Here is a 24093-nt window from a genome sequence, read left to right on the forward strand (position 1 = left end):
ATCAGGTCCGCAGCCGTTCGATCGCCTGTGCCAGCGCGACATAGAGCTTACCCATGTCGGAGGAGAGCAGGGTGACGCCGAGCGGCGAGCCGTCGCGCAGTGCGAGTACCTGACGCAGCATCGCCTCGAAATCGTGGATGTAGCGGTTCACCTGCTCGCGGAACTGCGGCTCGCTGTCGTAGAGCGATGCGATCTCGCGCGCGTCGCCGCTGTCGAGCAGGCGGACGGCGCGGCGGGTGAAGACGCCGCGGTCGCCCTTGAGATAGGCCGACCAGGCGCTGTCCGAGACTTCGTGCGCAAACGCCTTGGTGATATCGATTGCGGCGGAATTGAGCGCCTCGACCAGCAGCGAGACGCGGCGCGCGAAATTGTCGCGATCGGCTTCCTCGCGCTCGGCACGCGCCTCCTCAATCCGGCGTTCGACTGCGGCTGAGGTTTCACCAATGCTCATCATCTGCTGGGTCAGCCGCTCCGACGCGCGGCTGGCGGTGGTGACGGCGCTTTCGGAAACCTGATTGAGCTCGATGAGCTGCTGGCGGACACCTGCGTCGATCGCACGACGCATCGCGGTGCTGCCGGCTTCCTCGAGCCGCCGTTCGGCCTCGGGAACGAGACCGGAGAGCGTCGCGCGCGCCTGCTCGGCGGCGGCGCTGGCGGTCTCGCGGATGCGGAGCAATGCTTCGACCAGCTGGGGCGCTGCATCGTCGGCGAAACGGCGGGCATTGGCGATCGCGCGGTCGACAATCTCCTCAAGCTGATCGGTCTTCTCATGCCCCGAATCGAGCGTTTCGATGAGCGCAGCCTGAGTCTTGATGAGCGTTTCGCGCTGACGCGAGACGACGTCGGCAATCGCTTCGATCGCGTCGTGCGTGCTCTCCGCCGCCGTGACGAGCGCGAGCAGCTCGGGCTTGGCGCCCGCGATGACGGTGCGGGTGGTGCCGATCCGGTCTTCGAGCCGGGCCAGCGCTTCGGGCATGGTCTCGTCGATCTCGCGCGCTGAGGAATCAAGCGCGGTGAGCAGGTCTTCGGCGGTGACGATGACGCGGCGCGCGGTCTCGTCGCCGATCTTGAGCGTTTCGGTCATCGCGGCGGTCGAGCTGTCGAGTGCGCTGATCGAGGCCGAGAGCGCCTGAGTACGGTCCATCCCTGCGGCGTGGAGCGATGCCATTGCGCCATCGGCCTGGGCAATGCCGCCGGTGACCGACGCGAGCAGGATGTCGATCCGGGTTTGCTCGTCGCCAAGCTTCTCGGCGATTCGGCTGATGGTTTCCTCCACTTCCCCGATGCGGGCGCCGACGGTCTCGATGCTCTCACGGCCGGCGGCGTCGAGCGAAGCCTGGTTCGTCGCGAGCATCGCAAGCATCGCTTCGCCCTGCGCGGCGATGCCCTTGCGCGCCTCATCCACTGCGGCGGCGGTACGGTCGAGCATCGCGTCGACGGTGCCCGACATCTGGTCCGCAACGCCTTCCAGCCGGGTGCCGGCGGTCTCGCTGGTCGCTTCCATTTTGGCGATGTGCGCGGCCAGGCGCTGGGCGGCGCCGCCGGCGACGTTGTCGGCCTCACGACCGCGCTCGGCGAGCGCAGCAAGTTGCGCGTCGAGTGCGGCGGCGTGCTCGCTGGCCATGAGGCCGGCGCTATCGAGCGTAGCGGCCATGTCGACCATGCCGCCATGTGCCCTGGGCAGCGATGCGAGGACAATGTTGATGCTCTTCTCGGCATTGGCGGTGCTGTCGACCAGCGTCCGCGCACTGCTGTCGATCTGCTTTGCGCCCGCGGCCATACCGTTGGAGACGGCCTGAAGCCGCTCGGCGGCGTCGTCGCCCATCGCCATCAGCGCGGTGGTCTGCGCGGCGAGCGCAGCACGGTTCGCCTCGATTTTGCGCGCCAGCGTTGCGACGACGCGTTCGAGGCTTGCCGCCTCTTCGCGCATTGCGCGGGCGGTGTTGCCGAAGCGGCGCGCCTCCGAGCGGCTCGACCGGCGGGCGAGCAGCCAGAAGATACCGATCAGGATTGGGGGGACGCAGAGCGCGGCAATCAGCTGGACCAGCTCCACCGGCGGCATCGGCGCCGAAAGCGCAGGCTGGAGCAACCAGCCCATCACCCCGAACCAGACGAGGGTCAGACCAGCGGCGAGGAGCGGCACCAGCCATTCGCCGGGCGCGCGATAGACGTCCTCGGACTCGTTTTCTTCTGCCGGATCATAGGCCGGATGCGCGGCGCTTGCCGGTGCTTGTGTTGGCTCCTCGACGAGCGTGAGCGCGTCTTCCTCGTGCGCCGCGAAGCCGGCCATCCTGGTTCCCCCGTTCATCGTCCCAATCTAGCACGGATCACCCAAATCGGAATAGCGCCGGGAAACCAGTCATTAAGCACGCCGTTTTAAACACACGGCATGGCTTATGATCCCGGTGCAATCGATGCGACACTGGCGGCGGCTGTGGGCGATGAGCCCGGCCTGATCGCCGAGTTGCGCGAAGCGTTTCTCGACAGCGCGAAACGTGCGCTCAAGTCGCTCGCGACGGCAAATGATCCTGAAACCTGGCGCGGTGCGGCCCTCCGGCTCAAGGGGCTGGCGGCGAGCTTTGGCGCGGTACGGCTGATGGCGCTGGCGCAGGAAGCGGCAGATTCGCACGCGGGCGATTCCGGCGTGCTGCGCAAGATTCAGCGCGCGGTGGAGCGGCTGTAGCCACCTCTGAAAGTCCCAAAAGTCACACTGCCACGCGCACGCGAGGCAAGTTGACACGTTCGGCATGTTTTTCACGCGCCGGTGTCAAGCGGGACTGGTTGACGATCTCAAAGAGCAGGATCGATCGAAGCAGCTGAAATCCAACATTTCAAGCATTTGCCCTGGCGCTGCGAGGGGCGGGTGTCGAGCGGGTTGCCCGGTTCGCTATCCGGCGATGCGGGTCACCTGAATATGGATGGCGCGCCAGGTTCCGGCAGTCCGGCGGAAGGTGTCGGTGAAGTGGAAGCTGCTGGCGAAGCGCTTTCCGCCGGACATTCCGCGGAGCGTGGTAGACGCAGTGACCATGAAGGTGTCAGGACCGAGCCAGAGGACGGTGCGGTCGATCAGCTTGACGGGGTCGAACTGGTCGCCCGGTGTGGTCCAGCCATCGATGAAGGCGCGCTTCCCGGCACGCACACCGCTTCCCTGAATGAAGATAAGGTCGTCGTCGACCATGGCCTCGAGCCTGGCGCGATCCTGCGTGAGCTGTGCGCGGTCGAATGCATCGGCGATCGCGAGCGCATCGGTGTTACGCGGACCAGTGATGACGGACTCCAGCGGCGCAGCGGCGGACGTCGGGGAGAGGGGCAGGGCAATCGAGGCGATGGCAATGCGCGCAAGCATGGAGACCCTCCCTGTCTTGCGGCAGACAAGCAGCCGCGGCAGTGGATATCAAGCCCAGCCTGCGGCGTCAGGCGAAGCCGTTGCGCGCCAGATCCGCGACGATCGCTCCGACATAGATGCCTTCGTTGCGGAAATGGGTCGAACTCGTCTCCGGTTCGGGTACCCAGCCGCCGCTGTGATGCAGCCCGATCAGCTCGAAATCGCCGTTGAACACCGGCGAACCCGATGAGCCGGGCAGCGTGTCGGTGAGGTACTGGACGACCTTCGAATCGGCGTATTTCACCTCGTTGTCGACCATCGCGATCTGCTTGGGCTGGCCAAGTGGATGCTGGATGATCGTCACCGGTTCGCCGACATTGACCATCGCGGTCCCGCTCACCGGGATCACGCCGTAGCGGTGGCCGGGTGCGCCGGCGACCCCGACGATCGAATAGTCGAGCTCGACATTGGTGTGGAAGACGAGGCCCGGCTGAAGGTCGAAATACTCGCTCGGTTCAAGTCGCCCCGACCGGTCATATTGGTAGTTGAAGCGCGCCTTCGCGACCCCGGCCTCTTCTGCATTGCGGAGGACATGATTGTTGGTCAGCAGGACGTTGGCGCCGATCAGGAAGCCGGTGCCAGTGCCGCGTCCCGGAACCTGCACCAGCGCCACGGCGGCGGCGATCTGATAGGCCCACATCAGGTACGAGATGGGCTTCAGATTGTTGGTCCCGATCAGCTGCTCCTGAACGACCATCGCATCATGCTGGGACCGGGGGATGGTCTGGCGCTGTGCCAGTTCGGTCACGCGGGTCGACGTGCGGCCGGCGCACCAGCGGACCGGCGGTCCTTCGATCGGACCCCCGGACCCGCCGGTAAGCGCGCGCTGCAGGAGAGGCTCGCCCTCCACCTCTAGGCGCCGCTGCCGGGATTGAGCTCCTGCTCGGCGCTGCTCGCCATTTCCTCGCCACTGGCGGCAAGCTCATGCGCCGACTGGCTGAGCTGCTGTGCCTCGGCGACCATCGCTTCGGCGGCTGCGGTGAGTTCGGCGGATTCGGGGCCGGGCGCAGCGCCACCTGCTTCGACGAGATCGGCGAGTTGCCGCAGCGCGTTGGCGATCTCACCGGGCGAAGCCTGTGCACCGGTCGATTCGAAGCCGCCGCGGATCGCGCCGATTCCGGCCGAACGGCCACCCGCGGAGGCGATGGCGATCACCACCGTGCTGGCGCGCGCGCCGATGCCGCTAATGCCGCCGAGCCCCGCGGCGCGCCCGCCCGCCGAAGCAATAGCGATGACCACGGTGGATGCGCGCGTTCCAGCGCCAGTGAGCGAGCCCCGGTCTCCGGCCGATGCTATAGCGATGACGACGGTGGACGCTCTGGTGCCTGCACCCGTCAACGAACCGCGGTCGCCGGCGGAGGCAATGGCGATCACGACCGTGGAGGCGCGCGTGCCCGCGCCGGTGAGTGAACCACGATCCCCTGCGGAGGCGATGGCGATGACAACCGTAGAGGCACGGGTTCCGGCCCCCGTCAGCGAACCGCGATCACCGGCCGAAGCGATGGCGATGACCACCGTCGAAGCCCGCGTACCGGCACCGGTGAGCGATCCGCGCTCGCCGATCACGGCCTGGCTGATGGTGTAGGCCTGGGTGCCGCGCCCGCCGATGCCGCGTTGCCCGGCGGAGGCGATGGCGACGACCACAGTCGACGCCTTGAGCGTGCCCATGAACGATTGTGCGTCGGCGATGTTGGCGCCGAGCAGCGCGTTATAGTTTTCCTGCGTCGCGCCGCTGCCGCCGCCATCCTCCATCGTCTCCAGAGCCTGAGCGAGCACGCGAGCGCGGGCTGCGGGGCTGTCGAGCAGTTGTTGCTCGAGATCGGACCTCGTGTCGGTCATGGTAAACCTCCATCGCTATGGGAAAGGGGATTCAGGTCGTAAGCACCTCGTGGATGAGCCTGTCGGCGACGGCGTCGCCCTGTTGCGTCCGAACAGCCTTCAGGAGCGCGCGGACGCGGTCGCGCTCTTCCTGCGCAAACAGCGCATGGACATCGCGGGCGAGCGTGGCGTCGCCCATCAGCAAGTGGCAGAGATGGCAAGGGCCGATCGCCTTGGTGCGGTCGGGCAGGCGCTTCGCCAGCGCCGGATCGCGGTCCTCCACGAACAGATAGAGGCCGTCGAAACCGCCCTGCTTGATCTGCTTGAGAAACAATGAGCCCGCGACCCGGTCCCAGATCGACGCCAGCGGTTCGTCATAGGCGTTGCCGTAGCTGATCCCGGGCGTGGAGCGGTTGTAGACCGAGCAGCACGGATAGACCTCGCCGTCCCAGAAGACGGTGACATCATGATAGAAGCGCTTGTAGCAGGTGCCGCCGGGCGAAGTGTCGGTGTTGGCGTAGTAGCTTGGCGGGATCTCGCGCTTCTCTGAACGCCCCACCTTGGGCAGCACAACGCGAGTGACAAGGCTGACCTCCGGATTGTTCGCATAGGCCGGGAACATGTCGTGAAGGTTGGTCTTGTCGTCGTAGAAGCTGCCGCACAGCACGCCGCGGACGCCGCGCGAGAGGACATAATCGATCGCGCGCTCGACATTTGCCCGCGGTACGAAGCGTTCATGGCTGGGGTCATAGCTCGCGGTGAACACCGACATGCCGCGATCGATCAGCGGCTGGAGCTTGGCGGCGGTTGCGGCGTCGTCGGTGGCCCAGTCGCAGGCTGAGATCATCGAGAAGGGGAGGCCATAGCCCGCCATCCGCGTGGTGAGTGCGATGATGTCGTCAAAGTAGACGAGCGGCTCTCCGCCGGTGAAGCCGCATTCGGCGAAGACGCCGAGCGCTGCAGCCTGATCGACGAGATTCAGCGCAAACTGAAGATCCATCGTTTCGCTGCGCTTCGGGCCGCATTTGTAGCAGCAATAGTCGCAGGCAAGCGGGCAGGTCATCGTATAGTTGAGGATGAGGATGTTGAACGGATCGCTTTCAACATACTCGCTCATGTTGAAGGCGCGGGTCGATTCGACATCCTGAACAGCTGTCACCCGCTGAACGGGTACGGGAAATGTGGGTGCTGACCGTATCGGCAGCGAACGGCGTGAAATATCGATCACGCCGAGCTTTCCTCGCGTGTTGTTCATGTAGTTGACCTCCAAAGAATGTCGGAGTCAGCGTGTTCAGCGGCTGCGCAAACAATGGATCGAGCCTGGCGATCCGAATGCGAGTCGAACTATAGTCAACGGATTACTTCATGAGAGGCGGATGACTTAGTGAAGTCGTAGCCGAAGTGGTTCTATTCAGTGTCGGGAAAGGGATCGGTTGATCCATGATGGTGTCAACGGGTGCAGTCGCGGAGACTGCTGGCTGCACCTAGGCCTTGCGGCTCAGCTCGCGCATCGCATCGTCGAGTCCCGCCAGCGTCAGCGGGTACATGCGCTCGTTCATCAACTCGCGCAGGATGCGGACCGACTGCGAATAGCCCCATTGTTCTTCGGGGATCGGGTTGAGCCAGACGGCGGCTGGGTAGGTGTTGGTGACGCGTTGCATCCACGCGGCGCCGGCTTCCTCGTTGAAATGCTCGACCGAGCCGCCGGGGTGGCTGATCTCATAGGGCGACATCGACGCGTCGCCGACGAAGATCACCTTATAGTCGTGGCCATATTTGTGGAGCACGTCCCAAGTTGGCGTGCGTTCGGTGAAACGGCGGCGATTATCCTTCCACACGCCTTCGTAGAGGCAATTGTGGAAGTAGAAGAATTCGAGGTTCTTGAACTCGGAGGTGGCGGCGCTGAACAGCTCTTCGCAGAGCTTGACCCATGGATCCATCGACCCGCCGACGTCGAGGAAGAGGAGGAGCTTCACCGCATTGTGCCGTTCGGGCCGCATGTGGATGTCGAGCCAGCCCTGACGCGCGGTGCCGTCGATCGTGGCGTCAATGTCGAGCTCGTCTGCCGCGCCCTCACGTGCGAAGCGGCGCAGGCGGCGCATCGCGACCTTGATATTGCGGGTGCCGAGCTCGCGGGTGGAATCGAGATTCTTGAACTCACGCTGGTCCCACACTTTCAGCGCGCGCTTGTGCTTGCTTTCGCCGCCGATGCGGACGCCCTCCGGATTGTAGCCGGAATTGCCGTAGGGCGAAGTGCCGCCGGTGCCGATCCATTTGCTGCCGCCCTGATGGCGGGCGTGCTGCTCCTCGAGCCGTTGCCTGAGCGTCTCCATGATCTCGTCCCACGAGCCGAGCGACTTGATCGCCTCCATTTCCTCGGGGGTGAGGTATTTCTCGGCAACGGCCTTGAGCCAATCCTCGGGGATGTCGGCGGTGGTGTTGCCGAAGGTGGTCGAGATGCCGCGGAAGACTTTGGCGAAGACCTGATCGAAGCGATCGAGCAGCCCCTCATCCTTCACGAAGGTTGCGCGGGCGAGGTAATAGAAGGCCTCGGGCGTGCGATCGATCACGTCGCGGTCGAGTGCTTCGAGCAGCACGAGATGCTCTTTCATGCTGGCAGAGATGCCCGCGGCGCGAAGCTGGTCGACGAAGGAGAAGAACATGCGGGGAGTTTGGCGCGGGGGAGCGGGCGCGTCCAGCCTTCTCCCGTCATCCCGGCCTTGTGCCGGGATCCACCGGACATCAGGCGGTGACGCATGAGGATCGAGGGCATTGTTCGCCCCACCGTGGATCCCGGCACAAGGCCGGAATGACGGGGAATATGGGGCTACCGTGCGTAGGCGTCGAGCAGGGAGCCGACAAAGTCGGGGCGGTCCCCGGTGAGCTCGGGGGCAGGGCGGGCCGCCGCGACCTTCGCGCCGCTGGCCGGGCGGCCATAGATGAAGCCATGGACCGGATAGATGGTCGAGCCGAGGCCGCGGGTGTCGCGATACCAGACCTTGACCTCGCTCCAGTCGCCCGCGGGTGAGACGTCGAACAAGGTGACATCCTGCTCGACCTGACCGCGCTTGCCGTCGAAGCGCGACCAGTTGGCGTGGGTCACCATGATGACGCGCGGTTCGATGATGCGGCTGACGACCGAGACATGGCCGAGGCGCAGAGCGCTTGATTTTGAGAAGGCGACGACGGAGCCGACTTCAGGCACGTCACCACGCTGGTACTTGCCCTGCGCCTGTCCCCACCAGGTCCAGGCATCGCCCCAGATCTGGATGCCTGAGGCCTGACGCGCAAAGGGCACGCATTCGCCAACATAATCGAGGATCGATGCCGACGCTGGCGCCGCAAAGAGAGATGCGGCGCCGAGCATCGACAAGACGATCCGGCGGGGGGTCCGGTTCGACTTCATCCGCCGGGAGATACGCTTGTCTGCGCTTCGGAAGGGTTTGCGATTATGGTTAACGCGGCATCGGCCATAAGCTGCGCACCGGTGCCTTTACACTCTGCCTGCACCTGCCTATCGACCCGCCATGACACAGCCGGGCGAATCCATCCTTATCGTCGATTTCGGCAGCCAGGTGACCCAGCTCATCGCGCGCCGTGTGCGCGAAGCGGGCGTCTACAGCGAAATCGCTCCTTTCAACGCCGCCGCAGAGGCCTTTGAGCGGATGAAACCGGGCGGGGTGATCCTGTCGGGCTCGCCTGCATCGGTGCTCGACGACGGATCGCCGCGGGTTCCCGACGCGATCTTCGAGTCCGGGCTGCCGGTGCTGGGTATCTGTTATGGCCAGCAGGTGATGATGCAGCAGCTGGGCGGCAACGTGCAGCTGGGCGACAGCGGCGAATTCGGCCGCGCCTTTATCGAGATCGCCGACAGCTGCGTGCTGTTCGACGGCCTGTGGGCCGAAGGCGAAACGCATCAGGTGTGGATGAGCCATGGCGACAAGGTGACGAGCCTCGCCCCCGGCTTCCGCCCGGTCGCGGCAAGCTCCGGCGCACCATTCGCGGTGATCGCCGACGACACACGCCGCTATTATGCGATGCAGTTCCACCCCGAGGTTGTGCACACACCGGACGGCGGCAAGCTGCTCGCCAACTTCGTGCGGCATGTGTGCGGGCTCAAGGGCGACTGGACGATGGCGGAGTTCCGCCAGGCCAAGATCGAGGAAATCCGCAAGCAGGTTGGCAAGGGCAAGGTGATTTGCGGGCTTTCGGGCGGCGTCGACAGCGCGGTCGCGGCGGTCCTGATCCATGAGGCGATCGGCGAGCAGCTGACCTGCGTGTTCGTCGACCATGGGCTGATGCGCAGCGGCGAGGCCGATCAGGTCGTGTCGCTGTTCCGCGGCCACTATAATATTCCGCTCGTCCATGTGAACGCCGAGACGCTGTTCCTGAACGGGCTGGCCGGGGTCACCGACCCCGAGGCCAAGCGCAAGTTCATCGGCAAGACTTTCATCGACGTGTTCGAGGAAGAGGCGAAGAAGATCGGCGGGGCGGAGTTTCTGGCGCAGGGCACGCTTTATCCCGACGTGATCGAGAGCGTTTCCTTCACGGGCGGGCCGTCGGTGACGATCAAGAGCCACCACAATGTCGGCGGCTTGCCCGACCGCATGAACATGAAGCTGGTCGAGCCGCTGCGCGAACTGTTCAAGGACGAGGTCCGCGCGCTCGGCCGCGAGCTGGGGCTGCCCGACATCTTCGTTGGCCGCCACCCGTTCCCGGGACCGGGCCTCGCGATCCGCATTCCGGGCGAAGTGACCAAGGAACGCTGCGATATCCTGCGCAAGGCGGATGCGGTGTATCTGGAGGAAATCCGCAACGCCGGCCTGTACGACGCGATCTGGCAGGCATTCGCGGTGCTGCTCCCGGTCAAGACGGTCGGCGTGATGGGCGACGGGCGCACCTATGAGAGCGTCTGCGGTCTGCGCGCGGTGACCAGCACCGACGGCATGACCGCCGATGTCTATCCGTTCGATGCGAGCTTCCTGACACGCGTGGCGACGCGGATCGTCAACGAGGTGAAGGGCGTCAACCGCGTGGTGTACGACTATACGTCGAAGCCGCCGGGCACGATCGAGTGGGAGTGATCGCGATGACCGTCGCTTTTTACGGCATTCCCAATTGCGACACGGTGAAGAAGGCGCGGGTTTGGCTCGACGCCAACGGGATCGCTTACACCTTCCACGACTATAAGAAGGAAGGCGCGGACCCCGCCCGGCTGGCGAAGTGGGCCGAAGTCGCGGGCTGGGAGAAGCTGCTCAACCGCGCGGGCACGACCTTTCGCAAGCTGGACGATGCCGACAAGACCGATATCGATCAGGCCAAGGCGCTGCGGCTGATGGCGGCGAACCCGTCGGTCATCAAGCGGCCGGTAGTGGAGTATCGCGGTGGCGTGCTGGTGGGATTCAAGCCTGAGGAATGGGCTACGGCGCTGCTTTGACGGGGTGATTGGCAAATTCACCATTTAGGGTAGGCTGCGCGCCATCGAACGATCCAAGCGAGAGGTTCCGATGGCAAGCCGGTTCGTACAGAAGCCACCCCCCTGGTTCTACATTGTCGGCGGCATATTGCTGCTCTGGGGGCTCGCCGGAAGTTGGGCCTTCTATCTGCATGTTACCAAGGGCGCGGCGATGAACCCCGACGCCAACGACTGGGATCGCGCCTATTTCGCGGCGCTGCCCGGCTGGTTCGCGATCGACTTTGCCGTTGCGGTAGGGGCGGGTCTGCTGGGATCGATCGCGCTGCTGCTTCGCTCTAAATGGGCGGTGACGCTTTTCTGGCTGTCGCTGATCGCGGTGGTGATCCAGTTCGGCTATGTCTTCCTCGCGACCGACATGATCGCGGTGAAGGGCGGTTCCACGACCTTTTTCCCGGCGCTCATCTTCGTGATTGCGCTGTTCCAGATCTGGATTTCCGGCATCGCAAAGAAGCGCGGCTGGCTGCATTGAGCGGCTAGTCGCCCTGCCACTGGAAGACCTCTTCCAGTGGCTTCCTGAAGATATGGGCGATCCGGAACGCGGTTTCGAGCGTAGGCGAATATTTGCCCTGCTCGATCGCGGCGATCGTCTGGCGCGTGACGCCGACACGGTCGCCCAGTTCGGCCTGTGTCATCTCGCCCGTGAGAAAGCGGAGCGTGCGGATCTGGTTGGTGATGGGCGGGGTAGCCATGATCCGCTCAAGCCTGACGGCGATAGAGGACGATCTGCCAGACCGAATGGACGATTGACGCGAAGATCAGTGCGGCGAGCAGCGCGTTGCCGACCAGCATCGCTGCAGCTGCGCCGCCCGGCTGGCCGAGCGCCGCGGGACCGGAAATGGTGAGTAACGGTGTCGCGAGCATGACGGCGAATATGGCGACGCAGAGCACCATGTAGCCGGCGATGGCGGCGCGCCCTTCGATCTCCCGCTCGCGCGGATCGGCGGGCAGTTCGGCTTCCGATGGGCGGTGGATCGCGATGGCGATGATCGCGGCGACCTGGAGGACGACGAGCAGGATCACCGCGCTCACGAAACCGCCCAGAGCATCCTGCGGCGTGGGCTGTCCGTTGGCGAGCGAAGCCGCGAACCGTGCGAAATAGAGTCCCCAGACAGTCAGCCCGATCGCGAGCGAAGCCCATTGCACCTTTTCCCGATACGCCATGTGATCTCCTGTATGTTCGTAATATGCGACTCGATGTAAAAAATATTGAACATAGAGTCAATCGTACTGAACATTGCTCGTGCCGTTTCGCTGGAATGGCCCGGAGCGATCCGCTATCGCCGCGCCATGTCCACGACCTTCACGCTCGATACCTCGACCAGCCGCGCGCACCCGACTCCGGCGCCGATGAAACGGCTGACCGTGCCCGCGATTCAGAATCGCAAGGGCAAGGAACCGGTGGTGATGCTTACGGCCTACACCGCGCGGATGGCGCAGTTGCTCGACCCGCATTGCGACGTGCTGCTGGTCGGCGACAGCCTGGGGCAGGTGATCTATGGGCTTCCGTCGACGCTGCCGGTGACGCTGGAGATGATGTGCGCGCATGGTGCCGCGGTGGTACGGGGCAGCTATCACGCGGTGGTGGTGATCGACATGCCGTTCGGCAGCTATGAGGCGAGCCCCGAACAGGCTTTTGCGTCGGCGGCGCGTATCCTGGCTGAGACCGGCGCGGCGGCGGTGAAGCTCGAGGGGGGCGAGGCGATGGCCGGGACGGTCGCGTTCCTCACCGCTCGCGGCATCCCGGTGATGGGGCATATCGGCCTGACACCGCAGGCGGTGAATGCGCTGGGCGGCTATGGTGCGCGCGGGCGTGGTAATGCCGAATATGCCAAGATCATCGGCGATGCGAAGGCGATCGCCGATGCCGGCGCCTTTTCGATCGTCGCCGAGGGGGTGGTCGAAACGCTGGCGAATGAGATCGTCGCAGCAGTCTCGTGCCCGGTCATCGGGATCGGCGCGTCGGCCCAGTGCGATGGGCAAGTGCTGGTGACCGAAGACATGCTGGGCATGTTCGAGCGCACGCCAAGGTTTGTGAAGAAATTCGATGATCTGGCTGGCCGCATTTCCGCCGCGGTTGAAACCTATGCCACTGCAGTGCGTGATCGGAGTTTCCCCGGCGACGAACAAGTGTACAAGCCCAAGGATTGATCCGCTTTCGTTTCCCAGAGAGCGCGGCTAAGGTCCGCGCCCGAAATCCCTTACCCCGATGGAGTGACCCTTGGCGCTGAGCCCGCAAAGCAACGAAGCCTTTCTGCGCGAGGTCGATGAAGAGCTGCGCAAGGATCAGGCGTTGCACGTCTGGCAGAATTACGGCCGCTGGATCATCGGTCTGGTCGTGGCCGGCCTGATCGCTTTCGGTGGCTGGCTCTACTGGCAGAGCCACAGCGGCGAACGCCGGGGTGAGGAGGGCGAGAAACTCAAGGCTGCGGTCAAGGCGCTGAACGAGAACAAGGCACCGGAAGCCGAGGCGCCGCTCAAAGCGCTGGCAGCATCGAGTTCCGTCGGGTTCAGCGCGGCAGCGCGCTTTGCTCAGGCCGATGCCTTGCTGGCCAAGAACGACCTGAAAGGCGGCGCGGCCGCCCTGGCTGCCATCGCCGCCGACAGCAATGTACCGCAGGAATTCCGCGATCTGGCCCTGATTCGCCAGACCGCCGCCGAATATGATTCGCTCAAGCCCGACCAGGTGGTCTCACGGCTGGGCGGCATCGCGGTGAAGGACAGCCCGTGGTTCGGTAGCGCAGGTGAGATGGTTGCGATCGCGCAGCTGCGGATGGGCAAGCGCGCCGAGGCGGGCAAGCTCTACGCCGACATTTCCAAGACGGATGGTGTGCCGCAGGCAATCCGGACGCGCGCGCTGCAGATGGCGGGTGTGCTCGGCGTCGATGCCGTTCCGAACGATGGTGAGGACAAGAAGGCGAAATGATGAAGTCGGTTCGTGTACCCGTCGCGATGGCGGCGCTGGTGGCGCTCAGCGCTTGTGGCATTTTCAAGGGCGGCGACAAGAAGACGCCGGTGCTGGGTCAGCGCGTGCCGATTCTGGCAGCAGAGACGAACATCATCGCCGATCCCACGATCGCCGAAGTTCAGGTGGTGGTGCCGGCGGCAACGTCGAATGACGCCTGGACCCAGCCGGGCGGCAATGCTGCCAAGGTGCTTGGGCACCTGACGTTCAGCGAAACGCCCGCGCGTATCTGGTCGGTGAAGATCCCGGGCACCAGCGGGCGCACGCGCCTTGCCGCGGCGCCGGTGATCGCGAACGGCACGCTGTTCGTGATGGATACCGAGGGTTCGGTTCATGCATTCGATGCAGCGACCGGCGCACGACGCTGGCAGGTCTCGACCATCAAGGGTGAAGAAAATCGCGGCGCGGCTTTCGGCGGTGGCGTGAGCTTCGACGGCGGGCGCGTCTATGCCACCAACGGATTGGGCGACGTCGTGGCGCTCGATGCTGCCGCAGGTACCGAAGTCTGGCGCAAGAAGCCGGGCGGCCCGCTGCGCGGCGCACCGAGCGTGTCGGACAATAATCTGTATGTCGTGACGCAGGACAACCAGCTGTTCGCACTCTCTGCCGCCGACGGAAACACCGTCTGGACGCAGTCGGGAACGCTCGAATCGCAGGGCGTGTTCGGGGCTGCGGCGCCTGCGATCGCGCAAGGCACCGTCGTCGCGGGCTTCTCGTCGGGCGAACTGAACGCCTATCGCTACGAAAATGGCCGCTCGCTGTGGAGCGACACGCTGTCGCGCTCGACCATTTCGACCTCGGTGTCGAGCCTTGCCGATATCGACGCCGAACCGGTGATCGATCAGGGCCGTGTCTATGCGGTCGGGCAGGGCGGGCGCATGGCAGCCGTCGAACTCGCCAGCGGCCAGCGCCTGTGGGAACAGAATATCGCAGGCATTTCGACCCCGTGGATTGCAGGCGAGTGGCTGTTCGTCGTTACCGACGACGCGCGCCTCGTCGCGATTGCGCGTGGCACTGGCAAGGTTCGCTGGATCTCGCAGCTCCGCGGATTCCGGAACGCGGAAAAGAAAAAGAATGCGATCACCTGGGTCGGTCCGGTGCTGGCGGGCAACAGGCTGTGGCTGTCCAACTCGCAGGGCGAACTGGTCTCGGTGTCGCCGGTCGACGGCAGCGTCGGCGCGACGATCGAGGGCAAGGAGGCGGTGAGCCTGAGCCCGGTGGTCGCGAACGGCGTATTGTACACCCTGAGCGACAAGGGTGAGATCACCGCCTATCGCTGAGCGTCGCGTTGGGATAGGAGGCTTGGATGTCCCGTCCCACCGTTGCAATCATCGGCCGACCCAATGTCGGCAAATCCACGCTGTTCAACCGCCTTGTCGGAAAGCGCCTGGCGCTGGTCGATGACCAGCCTGGCGTGACCCGCGACCGGCGCGAAGGCGACGCCGATCTGCTCGGCGTGCCCTTCCGGATCATCGATACCGCCGGGTTCGAGGATGAGGATGCAGCGAGTCTGCCCGGCCGGATGCGCGTGCAGACCGAAGCCGCGGTGCGCGAGGCCGACGTCGCGCTGTTCATGATCGATGCCCGCGCGGGAATCACCCCCCTCGACGAAGAGGTGGCGCGCTGGGTGCGCAGTTCAGGCACGCCGGTCGTGCTGCTTGCCAACAAGGTGGAGGGACGCGCTGCCGAGCCCGGCGTCCATGAGGCGATGGCGCTGGGACTCGGCGATCCCGTGCCCTTCTCCGCCGAACATGGCGAAGGGATTGCGGACCTGTTCGAGGCGTTGCTGCCGTTCATCGAACGCGAGGATGAACCCGAGGAAGATCCGGAGGGAGAGGGCCCTCTCAAGCTTGCCGTTGTGGGTCGACCCAATGCGGGAAAATCGACGCTCATCAACCGCATGCTCGGGCAGGATCGGCTGATCACTGGACCGGAAGCGGGAATTACCCGCGATTCGATCGCGATTGACTACGAGTGGGAAGATTTCGAGGGCAATATGCGCCCGGTCCGCCTGATCGATACGGCGGGGATGCGCAAGCGCGCCAAGGTGCAGGAAAAGCTCGAGTCGATGTCGGTCGTGGACGCGTTGCGTGCGATCGATTTTGCCGAGGTGGTCGTGCTGCTGCTGGATGCCACCCGTGGGCTGGAGGTCCAGGATCTCAAGATTGCCGACAAGGTGCTGCAGGAAGGCCGCGCGCTGGTGATCGCGCTCAATAAATGGGACGTGGCTGAAAATGCCTCCAGCCTGTTCAATGGCGTCAAGGGGGCGCTCGACGAGGGACTGGCGCAGGTCAAGGGTGTGCCGCTGCTCACCGTGTCTGCGGTGACCGGCAAGGGACTGGATACCTTGCTCAAGGTCGCGTTCGAAACGCGCGATGCATGGTCACGGCGGATCACCACCGGCCAGCTTAACCGCTGGTTCGAGCGCGCGATCGAAGCCAACCCGCCACCCGCGCCCGGCGGCAAGCGGATCAAGCCGCGCTACGTCACCCAGGCCAAGACGCGTCCGCCGAGCTTCATCCTGTTCGGAACCCGGGTCGACCTGCTGCCCAAAAGCTATGAGCGCTATCTGGTGAACAGCATGCGCAAGGAGTTCGATTTCGGCGCGGTGCCGGTTCGGTTGACGATGCGCCCGTCGAAGAACCCGTTCGACCGTGAATGAGCTGACCCGGATCGACGCGCGGGGTTTACGCTGCCCCTGGCCGGCGCTGCGGCTGGCGCGTGCTTTACGGGGCGGGACCGGAATGGTCGAGATTCTGGCCGACGATCCGGCTGCCGAGCGCGAGATCCGCGCACTTGCAGCCGCACGCGGCGCGGGGATCGAAGTGCTTGAAACCGATGGAGCTATCGCGTTTCGCATCGGTTGAATGCTACCGCGTCAACCGGTCGTTTACTGATTTGCCCTTATTCATCATACAGATGAGCCGCATGTCGCGGGAGGGTGAATTGGCGTCGTACGATCCGAACAGGCTGGTGGACTGGACTGCGTTCTCGCAGACTCGCACCGAGCTGGGCGCCAATTTCGTCCGTATCCTCGGCTATTTCCATGAGGATGGCGTCAAATCGGTCGCACAAATCGAAGAGGCGATGCGATCGAATAACGCGGCCGCACTGGTGCTTCCAGCGCATACGCTGAAGGGCGAATCGCAGCAATTTGGTGCGGAACCGCTCGCTGATTGCGCGGCAGCGATCGAAACGATCGCGCGGCATTGCGTCGAGAACCGCTACGAGCCGAGCGAGGCATTGCAGCATGTCGTAGAGCTGCGCCCGCTGTTCGAGGCGACATTGTCGCTGCTTGAGCGCGAGGCGAACCCGCTGGTGGAGCGGCGTCCGGCTGCGGCCTTTGGCCGTCGCCCAGGGCTTTAGAGTCCCCTGACTGACGGGACGGCACACAGGCCGTCCCGTACTTCGTTCCCGAGCCTTACTCTGCCTCTTCGGGCTTCGAGTTGAGCTGGATGTAGTTCTGGATGCCCATGCGTTCGATCATTTCGAACTGGGTTTCCAGCGTATCGACATGCTCTTCTTCGCTGTCGAGGATCTGGCGGAACAGGTCGCGGCTGACATAGTCGCGGACCTTTTCGCTATGTTCGATCGCGTCCTTGAGCACCGCAACCGCCTCATATTCCAGATCGAGATCGGCCTGGAGCACCTCTTCGACTGTTTCGCCGATGCGCAGGCGGCCGAGCAGCTGGAAGTTGGGAAGACCGTCGAGGAACAGGATGCGCTCCGACACCATATCGGCGTGCTTCATCTCGTCGATCGATTCGTGCCGCTCGAACTCGGCGAGCTTCTTGATGCCCCAGTGATTGAGCATGCGGTAGTGCAGCCAATATTGGTTGATCGCGGTGAGCTCGTTCTTGAGCACCTCGTTGAGATAGTCGATGACCTTGGGGTCGCCCTTCATGGCTGTCGTGCCTTCCGTTGAAATCCGGGCACGAGTATAGCGCGGAAACGACGCTTCAGACAGTCAAAAATGGCGGATTTCTGCGGTTTTCAGGACCTGCGAACGCTACGCAGCTGCACGCTCGGCATCGATAATGGCTCGCGCAAACGGCACGCACTGGCCGCATTTCGCCTGACGTCCGAGTGCGCGATAGGCCTGGCACGCGCTCATCGCACCGTCACGGGCAGCTTCCCGCACATCCTTCTCGCGAATTGCATTGCAGACGCAGACGACCATCGAAACCCTCACGCTATTCGCAACAGTTAGGGCGACTGCGAGTGATTCGCAATGGTTATTGCGTTGCGTTCGCAACTGATCGTTTGAGTGCGCCGCCGGCCATCGGCTGGAAGCTGCCGCGCGCGAGGCTGCGCCAGAGCCATTCGAGCGGCCCATAGGCGAATCGCTCTAGCCAGGGTTTCGACCAGAGAAGCATCAACGCCCAGATGGCGAGGACGACCAGATAGACTTCTGCGCGCGACAGTTCGCCGTACCAGCCCAGCCCATAGCCATAGAAGATCGTGGTGCAGATCAGGCTGGTTGCGAGATAGTTGGTGAACGCCATCCGGCCGGCCGCGGCAATGCGGGTGGTGAGCCCGCCGCCGGGACGCATGAGCAGGATGATGAGGCTTGCCCAGCCGAGAATCATCAGCGGGCGGACCGGAATGGTGAGCACGATGACGCCGAGCATCACCGAAGACATTGAGAAATCGGCGTCGATCATCAGCGCCGCGAATGCGGCATAGGCGGGGATGCCGACGCCGAAGCCAACCGCGACCCAGCGCAGATAGCGCCGGCGGTTCCAGCTCCCGGTGAGCATGCCCGACCGGAATGCCGCCATCCCGAACAGCATATAGGCGAGCGTCTCGCAGCCGAACATGAACAGCGAGCTGAAGGGAGACGATGCGGCGGTCTTGAAGCGTTCTACCGCGATCTCCAGCCATCCGGCGCGATGCGTGCCAACGATATCGGCGATGGCAGTATCGGAGGGCACGCCGAAGCCGAGCGTGAACGCTTCGATCGCTTCACGCGCCTGACGTGCGCTTTCCGGGTCCGGGTTGGTCAATCCGGCCCGGGAGAATTCGAGGCCGGCAAACATCGCCAGTGCGACAAGCTGCTGGAGAACAAGGAAGACGATGCCGAGACCGATCAGCCGCGTCACCGATGTGTTACGGAAGAAGAACAGCGCCATGCCGACGATGGCGTAATGGTTGAGGATGTCGCCCCACCAGATCAGCCAGCAATGGACCAGTCCGAAAACCAGCAGCCATATCATGCGCGCATAGTGGATCTTTGCGGCGCTCTCGCCCTTCGCCGTCGCGCCGTCGATGACCAGCAGCGTCGAGGCGCCGAAGAGGAAGGAGAACAGTCCGCGCATCTTGCCATCGAAGAGGATGAAGTTGCCGAGCCAGACGGCGAGGTCGAGGCCTTCGGACCCGCCATAGGCACGCGGGTTCATATAGGCGGCGGGAGGCATGGCGAAGGCGATGATGTTGAGGAGCAGGATGCCCATCACCGCGACCCCGCGCACCGTGTCGAGCGTGAGGATGCGGTCGCGTGCCGTGGTCGCCATGAATTTCCCCTGTGTTGCGCGCTTGCTACACCGCGATCGGGGGCGATGCTAGCGCCGCGCGACCAGCGCCATGGGGATGCCCACCAGCAGGATATGGAACAGCAGCTGGCTGGCAATGGCGATCGCGCTGGGGAAGGTGCCGAAGCGCAACGGGACGACCAGCAGGTTCATCGCCACGTAGGTGATCAGGCCGTAGACGACACCCCAGTAGATGGGCTGGGCCTTTAGTTTGGGAAGACGGTCCGCGGCGAGGACGAAGACGGCCGCCATGACCGCCATCAGCGTGAAGTGTACCGCGAGGCCAAGCCCGGCACCCGTCGCACCCCAGAGCTTTGCATCGGGGAAAGGTCCGGAAGCGACGTAGCGCAGCATCGCGTCCACCTGTCGCCCGAAGGCGAGCGTCATTCCGATCGCTGCAAGGATATCGAGCGTGCCTGCCACGAGTGTGGCGACGGCAATTCGCTTTGCGGTGCTCCAGTTTTGCATCTTTCCCCCTTGTTCCATTCGCCGGTCAGCGCAGTTCCTTGCGGATCATCAATTTCAATCCCGACCAGATTTCATCGACTGCACAGACCTTCACGTCGACAAGGCCGAGCGGCAAGGCGATTTCCCGGATCACATCCTCGGTAATATCGGTCTTCACCTTCGCGGCCTTTTTGGGCCACGAGACCCAGATGAAACCGCTGGGGGCGATGAGCTGCCGCAATGCAACCAGCTCGCAGTCGAGCCGGGCGCGTTCGGTGACGAAGACATGCGCCGTGTCGATGCCGGCTCCGGGCGCAGCAAGCAGTTCGAGCCCCAGCGAGTCGAGGGCAATGTCGGCTCGGACACCGGCGGGCATGTCGGCGATGAAGGCGCGCATGCCGGGCTTGAACCCGAGCTTATCGGCGAGCGGAGTGGTCGAATAGCCGGCGGTCACTTGCTGTGGTTCCTCCCGTGATCCGTTCAGAAAGTAGCGAACATCGCCTACTCAAACGCGCGAGGCCGGGATTGTGCGCATCGGACCCGGCAGGACCGGGACGAAGGGTGGCACAAAATGACGCGGTAGGAAAACGCCAACCTCGCCTGCTGCTCCCGCTATGCAAGTATTAACCGCGCGCCCATAGAGTGCGGAGGATGAGTAAGAGTGCGCCAGACGCGGCCGCTGAGCTCGGCACAATGGCTGCCGGACGCGCAGATGTGGTCGCGACACGGCTGGCGCTTGCATTGCCGCTGATCTTCATCCCCGCACATGCCGGCGTGGCGCTGGTTGTCCGAAACCCGCTCGCGGCCGGAACGTTGTTGTTCGAGACGCTGGCGGTGCTGATCGCGGCCCTCGCTTGCGGATGGCGGGCGCAGCGCAACGGAGGCCGCGAGCGGCTTGCCTGGATGCTGGTTGCCTTCGCAATGCTCTGTTGGAGCGTTGGAGTCGGTTGGCAGCTGCTCGGCGCACTGACGCCCGGCGGCCCTGCCGGTACCGGCGCGATTTCGATGTTCCTGTTCGTACTTTACGGCGTGCCGCTGGCGTTCCTGCTGGCGAGTCCAGATGGGGACCCCTGGCGCGCGCGGCTCGTCGACGGCGTATTGGCGGTGGTGCTGGGCGTGTTGTTCGGCGCCTATATCTTCAGCTTCGTCCACCTGTCTGGAGTCGTCGATACGGCCGACGAACTGGCCCTCTCGCTGACGTTCGACATCCAGAACGCCTTTATCGCGATCTTTGCGCTCTTCCGCTATCGCGCGAGCACGACCGAGCGGGAGCACCGGCTGTTCGGCATACTCGCGGCCTTCGCCTGGACGTATATGCTCGCTGCCGGATATTATAATCACTTTTGGGATCACAGGATCGGTGCGCTGGTCAGCGTGGTCGTCGGGATCCCGTTCATTCTGCTCGCGGTTCTGGCGCTGCGCGGGCAAGCGGGATCGCCCACCATCGGTGCAAACGCGACACTTGCGCGGGTAGCCCGGACCGGAAGCCCGCTGATCTTACCGCTGAGCCTGCTGATCGTATCGGCAGCGCTGGTCCCGGTCATGCCTGCGCTGGCGATCGCCGGATGCGTCGCCGCCACATTGGGCTATGGCCTGCGCGCGGTGCTGGCCCAATTGCATGGGATGAGCGAACGCGACCAGCTGGCGCAGCTGTCGCAGGTCGATGCGCTGACCGGGCTCCCCAACCGCCGCCAGTTCGACGAGGCGCTGCGCCGCGAGCTGGTGCGTGCAGACCGGGGCGGGCAGGGGCTGGCACTGCTGATGATCGATATCGACCATTTCAAGCTGCTCAACGACACGCTGGGGCATCAGGCGGGCGACGAACGGCTGCGCGACGTGGCGGAGGCACTTCAGGCCCGCGCGACGCGTGCGACGGATGTCGTCGCGCGCTATGGTGGCGAGGAATTTGCGGCGATCCTGCCGGGCGCCAGTCCGGCCGAAGCGCTGGGCGTCGCGGAATCAATGCGGATCGCGATCGAGGCGCTCGCGCTCGTCTCCCCTGCGCCCAACGGCCGGGTGACGGTCAGCATCGGCGTCGCGCGGCTGACCGAAGTCGATGGCGACGCCGGGCAGCGGCTGATCGAGCGCGCCGATGCGGCCCTCTATGATTCCAAGCGCGCCGGCCGCAACCGCGTTACCGCGGCCTGGCCGGTGGACGAATCCTCGCGCTTGGTGAGCCGCTAGACGCTCAGTTCGCTGCCGGTCCCATCAGCGCTGGGAAGAAGCCCTCATGTGCGGCGCGCAGATCGTCGAGCTTCACGCACCAGTCGCCTTCGTCCAGCTCGAAGATCAGACGGTCCTTGATCGTCCGACCGAGCGGGTCGGCGGGGACATCGGCTTCGGCGGCAGCGGTGAGGAATTCGGTGAGCGCTTCGTCGGGAACGGTGACGAGGTAAAGGCCCTGATCCTCGCCGAAGAAGGAGCCGGCGATTCCGAAGGGTTGCGCCTGATCGATCATCGCGCCGATGCCCGATGCCAGCGCCATTTCGGCGAGGCTGACGGCAAGGCCGCCGTCGGACACGTCGTGCACGGCGTTGACGACGCCGCGACCGATCATCGCGCGGATGAAGTCACCGGTGCGCTTCTCTGCCTTCAAATCGACGGGCGGGGGCGGGCCTTCCTCGCGGCCATGGATCTCGCGCAGCCAGATCGACTGGCCGAGATGACCGCTGCGCTCGCCGACCGCGATGATCGCCTCGCCGGTCGCCTTGAAGCCGATCGTCATCGACTTCGACCAGTCGGCGAGGATGCCGACGCCGCCGATCGCCGGGGTCGGGAGGATCGCCGAGCCGCCGCCGGTGGCCTTGCTCTCATTGTAGAGCGAGACGTTGCCCGAGACGATCGGGAAGTCGAGTGCTCGGCAGGCGTCGCCCATGCCCTCGAGACAGCCGACGATCTGGCCCATGATCTCCGGCCGCTGCGGATTGGCGAAGTTGAGGCAGTTGGTGATCGCGAGCGGGGTCGCGCCGACCGAGGTCAGGTTGCGCCACGCTTCGGCGACCGCTTGTTTGCCCCCTTCGACCGGGTCGGCGAAGCAATAGCGCGGGGTGCAATCGGTGGTGATCGCGAGGCCCTTTTGCGTGCCATGGACGCGGACCACTGCGGCGTCGCCGCCGGGACGCTGAACGGTGTCGGCGCCGACCATGTGGTCATACTGCTCCCAGATCCAGCGGCGCGAGGCGATGTCGGGCGAGCCCATCAGCTTGACGAGATCTGCGACGATGTCGGTGCTTTCCGGATCGTCCGAAAGCTCGGCGGGCTTGGGCGTCGGGACGTGCGGACGGTCGTAGAGCGGGGCTTCGTCGGCCAGCGGTGCGAGCGGGATGTCGGCGACGGTATCGCCCTTCCACTTGAGCACCATCCGACCGGTGTCGGTAACATGGCCGATGACGGCGAAGTCGAGCTCCCATTTGCGGAAGATCGCTTCGGCAAAGGCTTCGCGGCCGGGCTTGAGCACCATGAGCATGCGCTCCTGGCTCTCCGACAGCATCATCTCATAGGGCGTCATGCCGGTTTCGCGCTGGGGCACGTCGTCCATGATCAGCTCGATGCCGACGCCGCCCTTGGACGCCATCTCGACCGACGAGGAGGTAAGGCCGGCGGCGCCCATATCCTGAATCGCGACGATCGCGTCGGAGGCCATCAGTTCGAGGCACGCCTCGATCAGCAGCTTTTCGGTGAAGGGGTCGCCGACCTGCACGGTCGGGCGCTTGGCATCGGCATCCTCGCCGAAGTCCGCGCTCGCCATGGTCGCGCCGTGGATGCCGTCGCGGCCGGTCTTCGAACCGACATAGACGATCGGATTGCCGACGCCCGATGCGGCCGAGTAGAAGATCTTGTCGGTCTGGGCGACGCCTACGGTCATCGCATTGACGAGGATGTTGCCGTCATAGGCCTTGTGGAAATTGACCTCGCCGCCGACGGTCGGCACGCCGACGCAATTGCCGTAGCCGCCGATGCCATGGACCACGCCGGCGATGAGGTGCTTCATCTTGGGATGGTCGGGGCGGCCGAAGCGCAGCGCGTTCATGTTCGCGATCGGGCGCGCGCCCATGGTGAACACGTCGCGCAGGATGCCGCCGACGCCGGTCGCCGCGCCCTGATAGGGCTCGATGTACGACGGGTGGTTGTGGCTCTCCATCTTGAAGATCGCGGCCTGACCGTCACCGATGTCGATCACGCCGGCATTTTCGCCGGGACCACAGATCACCCAGGGCGCTTCGGTCGGCAGCTTCTTGAGGTGGATGCGGCTCGATTTGTAGCTGCAATGCTCGGACCACATGACCGAGAAGATACCCAACTCGGTGAGGTTGGGCTCGCGCCCCATCGCGTGCAGGACGCGCTCATATTCCTCGGGGGACAGGCCGTGCTCGGCGACGATCTCTGGGGTGATCTGAGTCATGGCGCGCGCATAGCGAGGCGCGCGACGTTCGTCACCCCTGACTGTCGAACAATGGGAAAGCGCCGGTTCAGG

At 64.5% G+C, this 24093-nt stretch carries 26 protein-coding genes; 11 read left to right on the forward strand and 15 right to left on the reverse strand.

Features of this window, described 5'->3' with window-relative positions:
- Position 1 precedes the first annotated feature (1 nt).
- On the reverse strand, positions 2-2290 hold the full coding sequence (locus AC07NK_RS13340) for a hypothetical protein (protein ID WP_495171087.1): 2289 nt from the start codon (positions 2288-2290) through the stop codon (positions 2-4).
- Between the two features lie 99 nt (positions 2291-2389).
- Between AC07NK_RS13340 and AC07NK_RS13345 the strand changes: the two genes are divergently transcribed.
- A complete protein-coding gene (locus AC07NK_RS13345; protein ID WP_495171088.1) occupies positions 2390-2683 on the forward strand; it encodes an Hpt domain-containing protein in 294 nt (97 codons plus the stop codon).
- Positions 2684-2887: 204 nt separating this feature from the next.
- Here the strand turns inward: AC07NK_RS13345 and AC07NK_RS13350 are convergent, their stop codons facing one another.
- The 6 genes from AC07NK_RS13350 to AC07NK_RS13375 form a co-directional block, all read right to left on the reverse strand.
- Positions 2888-3346: a nuclear transport factor 2 family protein gene (locus AC07NK_RS13350; protein ID WP_495171089.1), complete on the reverse strand. Its 459-nt coding sequence runs from the start codon at positions 3344-3346 to the stop codon at positions 2888-2890.
- Between the two features lie 67 nt (positions 3347-3413).
- Positions 3414-4235, reverse strand: coding sequence for a trypsin-like serine peptidase (locus tag AC07NK_RS13355; protein ID WP_495171090.1), 822 nt, complete (start codon positions 4233-4235; stop codon positions 3414-3416).
- Between the two features lie 2 nt (positions 4236-4237).
- A complete protein-coding gene (locus AC07NK_RS13360; protein ID WP_495171091.1) occupies positions 4238-5224 on the reverse strand; it encodes a hypothetical protein in 987 nt (328 codons plus the stop codon).
- A 31-nt stretch (positions 5225-5255) separates the two neighbouring features.
- Positions 5256-6458, reverse strand: a complete 1203-nt coding sequence (locus tag AC07NK_RS13365) for a radical SAM/SPASM domain-containing protein (protein ID WP_495171092.1) — start codon at positions 6456-6458, stop codon at positions 5256-5258.
- A gap of 229 nt (positions 6459-6687) precedes the next feature.
- A complete protein-coding gene (locus tag AC07NK_RS13370) occupies positions 6688-7866 on the reverse strand; it encodes a vWA domain-containing protein (protein WP_495171093.1) in 1179 nt (392 codons plus the stop codon).
- Between the two features lie 164 nt (positions 7867-8030).
- The gene (locus tag AC07NK_RS13375; RefSeq protein WP_495171094.1) at positions 8031-8609 is read right to left on the reverse strand and encodes a CHAP domain-containing protein; all 579 of its coding nucleotides are present in this window, start codon (positions 8607-8609) and stop codon (positions 8031-8033) included.
- Between the two features lie 121 nt (positions 8610-8730).
- Between AC07NK_RS13375 and guaA the strand changes: the two genes are divergently transcribed.
- The 3 genes from guaA (at position 8731) to AC07NK_RS13390 (ending at position 11148) form a co-directional block, all read left to right on the forward strand.
- Positions 8731-10287 (forward strand): glutamine-hydrolyzing GMP synthase, encoded by a 1557-nt coding sequence (guaA, locus tag AC07NK_RS13380; RefSeq protein WP_495171095.1) that lies wholly within the window; start codon positions 8731-8733, stop codon positions 10285-10287.
- Positions 10288-10292: 5 nt separating this feature from the next.
- Positions 10293-10640 carry an arsenate reductase gene (locus AC07NK_RS13385; RefSeq protein ID WP_495171096.1) on the forward strand — a complete coding sequence of 116 codons (348 nt, stop codon included), beginning with the start codon at positions 10293-10295 and terminating at the stop codon, positions 10638-10640.
- 70 nt (positions 10641-10710) lie between these two features.
- On the forward strand, positions 10711-11148 hold the full coding sequence (locus AC07NK_RS13390) for a hypothetical protein (protein ID WP_495171097.1): 438 nt from the start codon (positions 10711-10713) through the stop codon (positions 11146-11148).
- A 4-nt stretch (positions 11149-11152) separates the two neighbouring features.
- Here AC07NK_RS13390 and AC07NK_RS13395 read toward each other — a convergent pair whose 3' ends face one another.
- Positions 11153-11368 (reverse strand): helix-turn-helix transcriptional regulator, encoded by a 216-nt coding sequence (locus tag AC07NK_RS13395; RefSeq protein WP_495171098.1) that lies wholly within the window; start codon positions 11366-11368, stop codon positions 11153-11155.
- Positions 11369-11375: 7 nt separating this feature from the next.
- Entirely contained in the window at positions 11376-11840 is a 465-nt protein-coding gene (locus AC07NK_RS13400) for a hypothetical protein (protein ID WP_495171099.1), read from the reverse strand.
- Between the two features lie 126 nt (positions 11841-11966).
- Here AC07NK_RS13400 and panB point away from each other — a divergent pair, with 126 nt between their 5' ends.
- From panB to AC07NK_RS13430, 6 genes are all read left to right on the forward strand, one after another.
- The gene (gene panB, locus AC07NK_RS13405; RefSeq protein ID WP_495171100.1) at positions 11967-12827 is read left to right on the forward strand and encodes a 3-methyl-2-oxobutanoate hydroxymethyltransferase; all 861 of its coding nucleotides are present in this window, start codon (positions 11967-11969) and stop codon (positions 12825-12827) included.
- Between the two features lie 70 nt (positions 12828-12897).
- On the forward strand, positions 12898-13602 hold the full coding sequence (locus AC07NK_RS13410; protein WP_495171101.1) for a tetratricopeptide repeat protein: 705 nt from the start codon (positions 12898-12900) through the stop codon (positions 13600-13602).
- Entirely contained in the window at positions 13599-14921 is a 1323-nt protein-coding gene (locus tag AC07NK_RS13415; protein ID WP_495171102.1) for an outer membrane protein assembly factor BamB family protein, read from the forward strand. The genes AC07NK_RS13410 and AC07NK_RS13415 overlap by 4 nt, the downstream gene beginning before the upstream one ends.
- Positions 14922-14947: 26 nt before the next feature.
- A complete protein-coding gene (gene der / locus AC07NK_RS13420) occupies positions 14948-16303 on the forward strand; it encodes a ribosome biogenesis GTPase Der (protein WP_495171103.1) in 1356 nt (451 codons plus the stop codon).
- Positions 16296-16508, forward strand: coding sequence for a sulfurtransferase TusA family protein (locus AC07NK_RS13425; RefSeq protein WP_495171104.1), 213 nt, complete (start codon positions 16296-16298; stop codon positions 16506-16508). Before der ends, AC07NK_RS13425 begins: the two co-directional genes overlap by 8 nt.
- Before the next feature lie 52 nt (positions 16509-16560).
- A complete protein-coding gene (locus tag AC07NK_RS13430) occupies positions 16561-17007 on the forward strand; it encodes an Hpt domain-containing protein (protein WP_495171105.1) in 447 nt (148 codons plus the stop codon).
- Between the two features lie 55 nt (positions 17008-17062).
- On the opposite strand, the gene bfr is transcribed toward AC07NK_RS13430, so the two are convergent.
- The 5 genes from bfr to AC07NK_RS13455 form a co-directional block, all read right to left on the reverse strand.
- Positions 17063-17545 carry a bacterioferritin gene (gene bfr, locus AC07NK_RS13435; RefSeq protein ID WP_495171106.1) on the reverse strand — a complete coding sequence of 161 codons (483 nt, stop codon included), beginning with the start codon at positions 17543-17545 and terminating at the stop codon, positions 17063-17065.
- A gap of 105 nt (positions 17546-17650) precedes the next feature.
- Positions 17651-17821 (reverse strand): (2Fe-2S)-binding protein, encoded by a 171-nt coding sequence (locus AC07NK_RS13440; protein ID WP_075152142.1) that lies wholly within the window; start codon positions 17819-17821, stop codon positions 17651-17653.
- A gap of 55 nt (positions 17822-17876) precedes the next feature.
- Positions 17877-19154, reverse strand: coding sequence for a DUF418 domain-containing protein (locus AC07NK_RS13445; protein WP_495171107.1), 1278 nt, complete (start codon positions 19152-19154; stop codon positions 17877-17879).
- 48 nt (positions 19155-19202) lie between these two features.
- On the reverse strand, positions 19203-19640 hold the full coding sequence (locus AC07NK_RS13450; protein WP_495171108.1) for a hypothetical protein: 438 nt from the start codon (positions 19638-19640) through the stop codon (positions 19203-19205).
- 25 nt (positions 19641-19665) lie between these two features.
- Positions 19666-20073: a hypothetical protein gene (locus AC07NK_RS13455; RefSeq protein WP_495171109.1), complete on the reverse strand. Its 408-nt coding sequence runs from the start codon at positions 20071-20073 to the stop codon at positions 19666-19668.
- Between the two features lie 197 nt (positions 20074-20270).
- On the opposite strand from AC07NK_RS13455, the gene AC07NK_RS13460 reads away from it, so the two are divergent.
- On the forward strand, positions 20271-21803 hold the full coding sequence (locus AC07NK_RS13460; protein ID WP_495171110.1) for a GGDEF domain-containing protein: 1533 nt from the start codon (positions 20271-20273) through the stop codon (positions 21801-21803).
- A gap of 4 nt (positions 21804-21807) precedes the next feature.
- Here AC07NK_RS13460 and purL read toward each other — a convergent pair whose 3' ends face one another.
- Positions 21808-24021: a phosphoribosylformylglycinamidine synthase subunit PurL gene (gene purL, locus AC07NK_RS13465; RefSeq protein WP_495171111.1), complete on the reverse strand. Its 2214-nt coding sequence runs from the start codon at positions 24019-24021 to the stop codon at positions 21808-21810.
- Positions 24022-24093: the final 72 nt, after the last annotated feature.

Source organism: Sphingomonas sp. GW821-FHT09B04 (genome assembly GCF_059418285.1).

Coding starts and splice junctions, on each gene's coding strand:
- AC07NK_RS13340 (WP_495171087.1), bottom strand. CDS start 2,290: ATGGCCGGCTTCGCGGCGCACGAGGAAGACGCGCTCACGCTCGTCGAG.
- AC07NK_RS13345 (WP_495171088.1), top strand. CDS start 2,390: ATGGCTTATGATCCCGGTGCAATCGATGCGACACTGGCGGCGGCTGTG.
- AC07NK_RS13350 (WP_495171089.1), bottom strand. CDS start 3,346: ATGCTTGCGCGCATTGCCATCGCCTCGATTGCCCTGCCCCTCTCCCCG.
- AC07NK_RS13360 (WP_495171091.1), bottom strand. CDS start 5,224: ATGACCGACACGAGGTCCGATCTCGAGCAACAACTGCTCGACAGCCCC.
- AC07NK_RS13365 (WP_495171092.1), bottom strand. CDS start 6,458: ATGAACAACACGCGAGGAAAGCTCGGCGTGATCGATATTTCACGCCGT.
- AC07NK_RS13370 (WP_495171093.1), bottom strand. CDS start 7,866: ATGTTCTTCTCCTTCGTCGACCAGCTTCGCGCCGCGGGCATCTCTGCC.
- AC07NK_RS13375 (WP_495171094.1), bottom strand. CDS start 8,609: ATGAAGTCGAACCGGACCCCCCGCCGGATCGTCTTGTCGATGCTCGGC.
- guaA (WP_495171095.1), top strand. CDS start 8,731: ATGACACAGCCGGGCGAATCCATCCTTATCGTCGATTTCGGCAGCCAG.
- AC07NK_RS13385 (WP_495171096.1), top strand. CDS start 10,293: ATGACCGTCGCTTTTTACGGCATTCCCAATTGCGACACGGTGAAGAAG.
- AC07NK_RS13390 (WP_495171097.1), top strand. CDS start 10,711: ATGGCAAGCCGGTTCGTACAGAAGCCACCCCCCTGGTTCTACATTGTC.
- AC07NK_RS13395 (WP_495171098.1), bottom strand. CDS start 11,368: ATGGCTACCCCGCCCATCACCAACCAGATCCGCACGCTCCGCTTTCTC.
- AC07NK_RS13400 (WP_495171099.1), bottom strand. CDS start 11,840: ATGGCGTATCGGGAAAAGGTGCAATGGGCTTCGCTCGCGATCGGGCTG.
- panB (WP_495171100.1), top strand. CDS start 11,967: ATGTCCACGACCTTCACGCTCGATACCTCGACCAGCCGCGCGCACCCG.
- AC07NK_RS13415 (WP_495171102.1), top strand. CDS start 13,599: ATGATGAAGTCGGTTCGTGTACCCGTCGCGATGGCGGCGCTGGTGGCG.
- der (WP_495171103.1), top strand. CDS start 14,948: ATGTCCCGTCCCACCGTTGCAATCATCGGCCGACCCAATGTCGGCAAA.
- AC07NK_RS13430 (WP_495171105.1), top strand. CDS start 16,561: ATGAGCCGCATGTCGCGGGAGGGTGAATTGGCGTCGTACGATCCGAAC.
- bfr (WP_495171106.1), bottom strand. CDS start 17,545: ATGAAGGGCGACCCCAAGGTCATCGACTATCTCAACGAGGTGCTCAAG.
- AC07NK_RS13440 (WP_075152142.1), bottom strand. CDS start 17,821: ATGGTCGTCTGCGTCTGCAATGCAATTCGCGAGAAGGATGTGCGGGAA.
- AC07NK_RS13445 (WP_495171107.1), bottom strand. CDS start 19,154: ATGGCGACCACGGCACGCGACCGCATCCTCACGCTCGACACGGTGCGC.
- AC07NK_RS13450 (WP_495171108.1), bottom strand. CDS start 19,640: ATGCAAAACTGGAGCACCGCAAAGCGAATTGCCGTCGCCACACTCGTG.
- AC07NK_RS13460 (WP_495171110.1), top strand. CDS start 20,271: ATGAGTAAGAGTGCGCCAGACGCGGCCGCTGAGCTCGGCACAATGGCT.
- purL (WP_495171111.1), bottom strand. CDS start 24,021: ATGACTCAGATCACCCCAGAGATCGTCGCCGAGCACGGCCTGTCCCCC.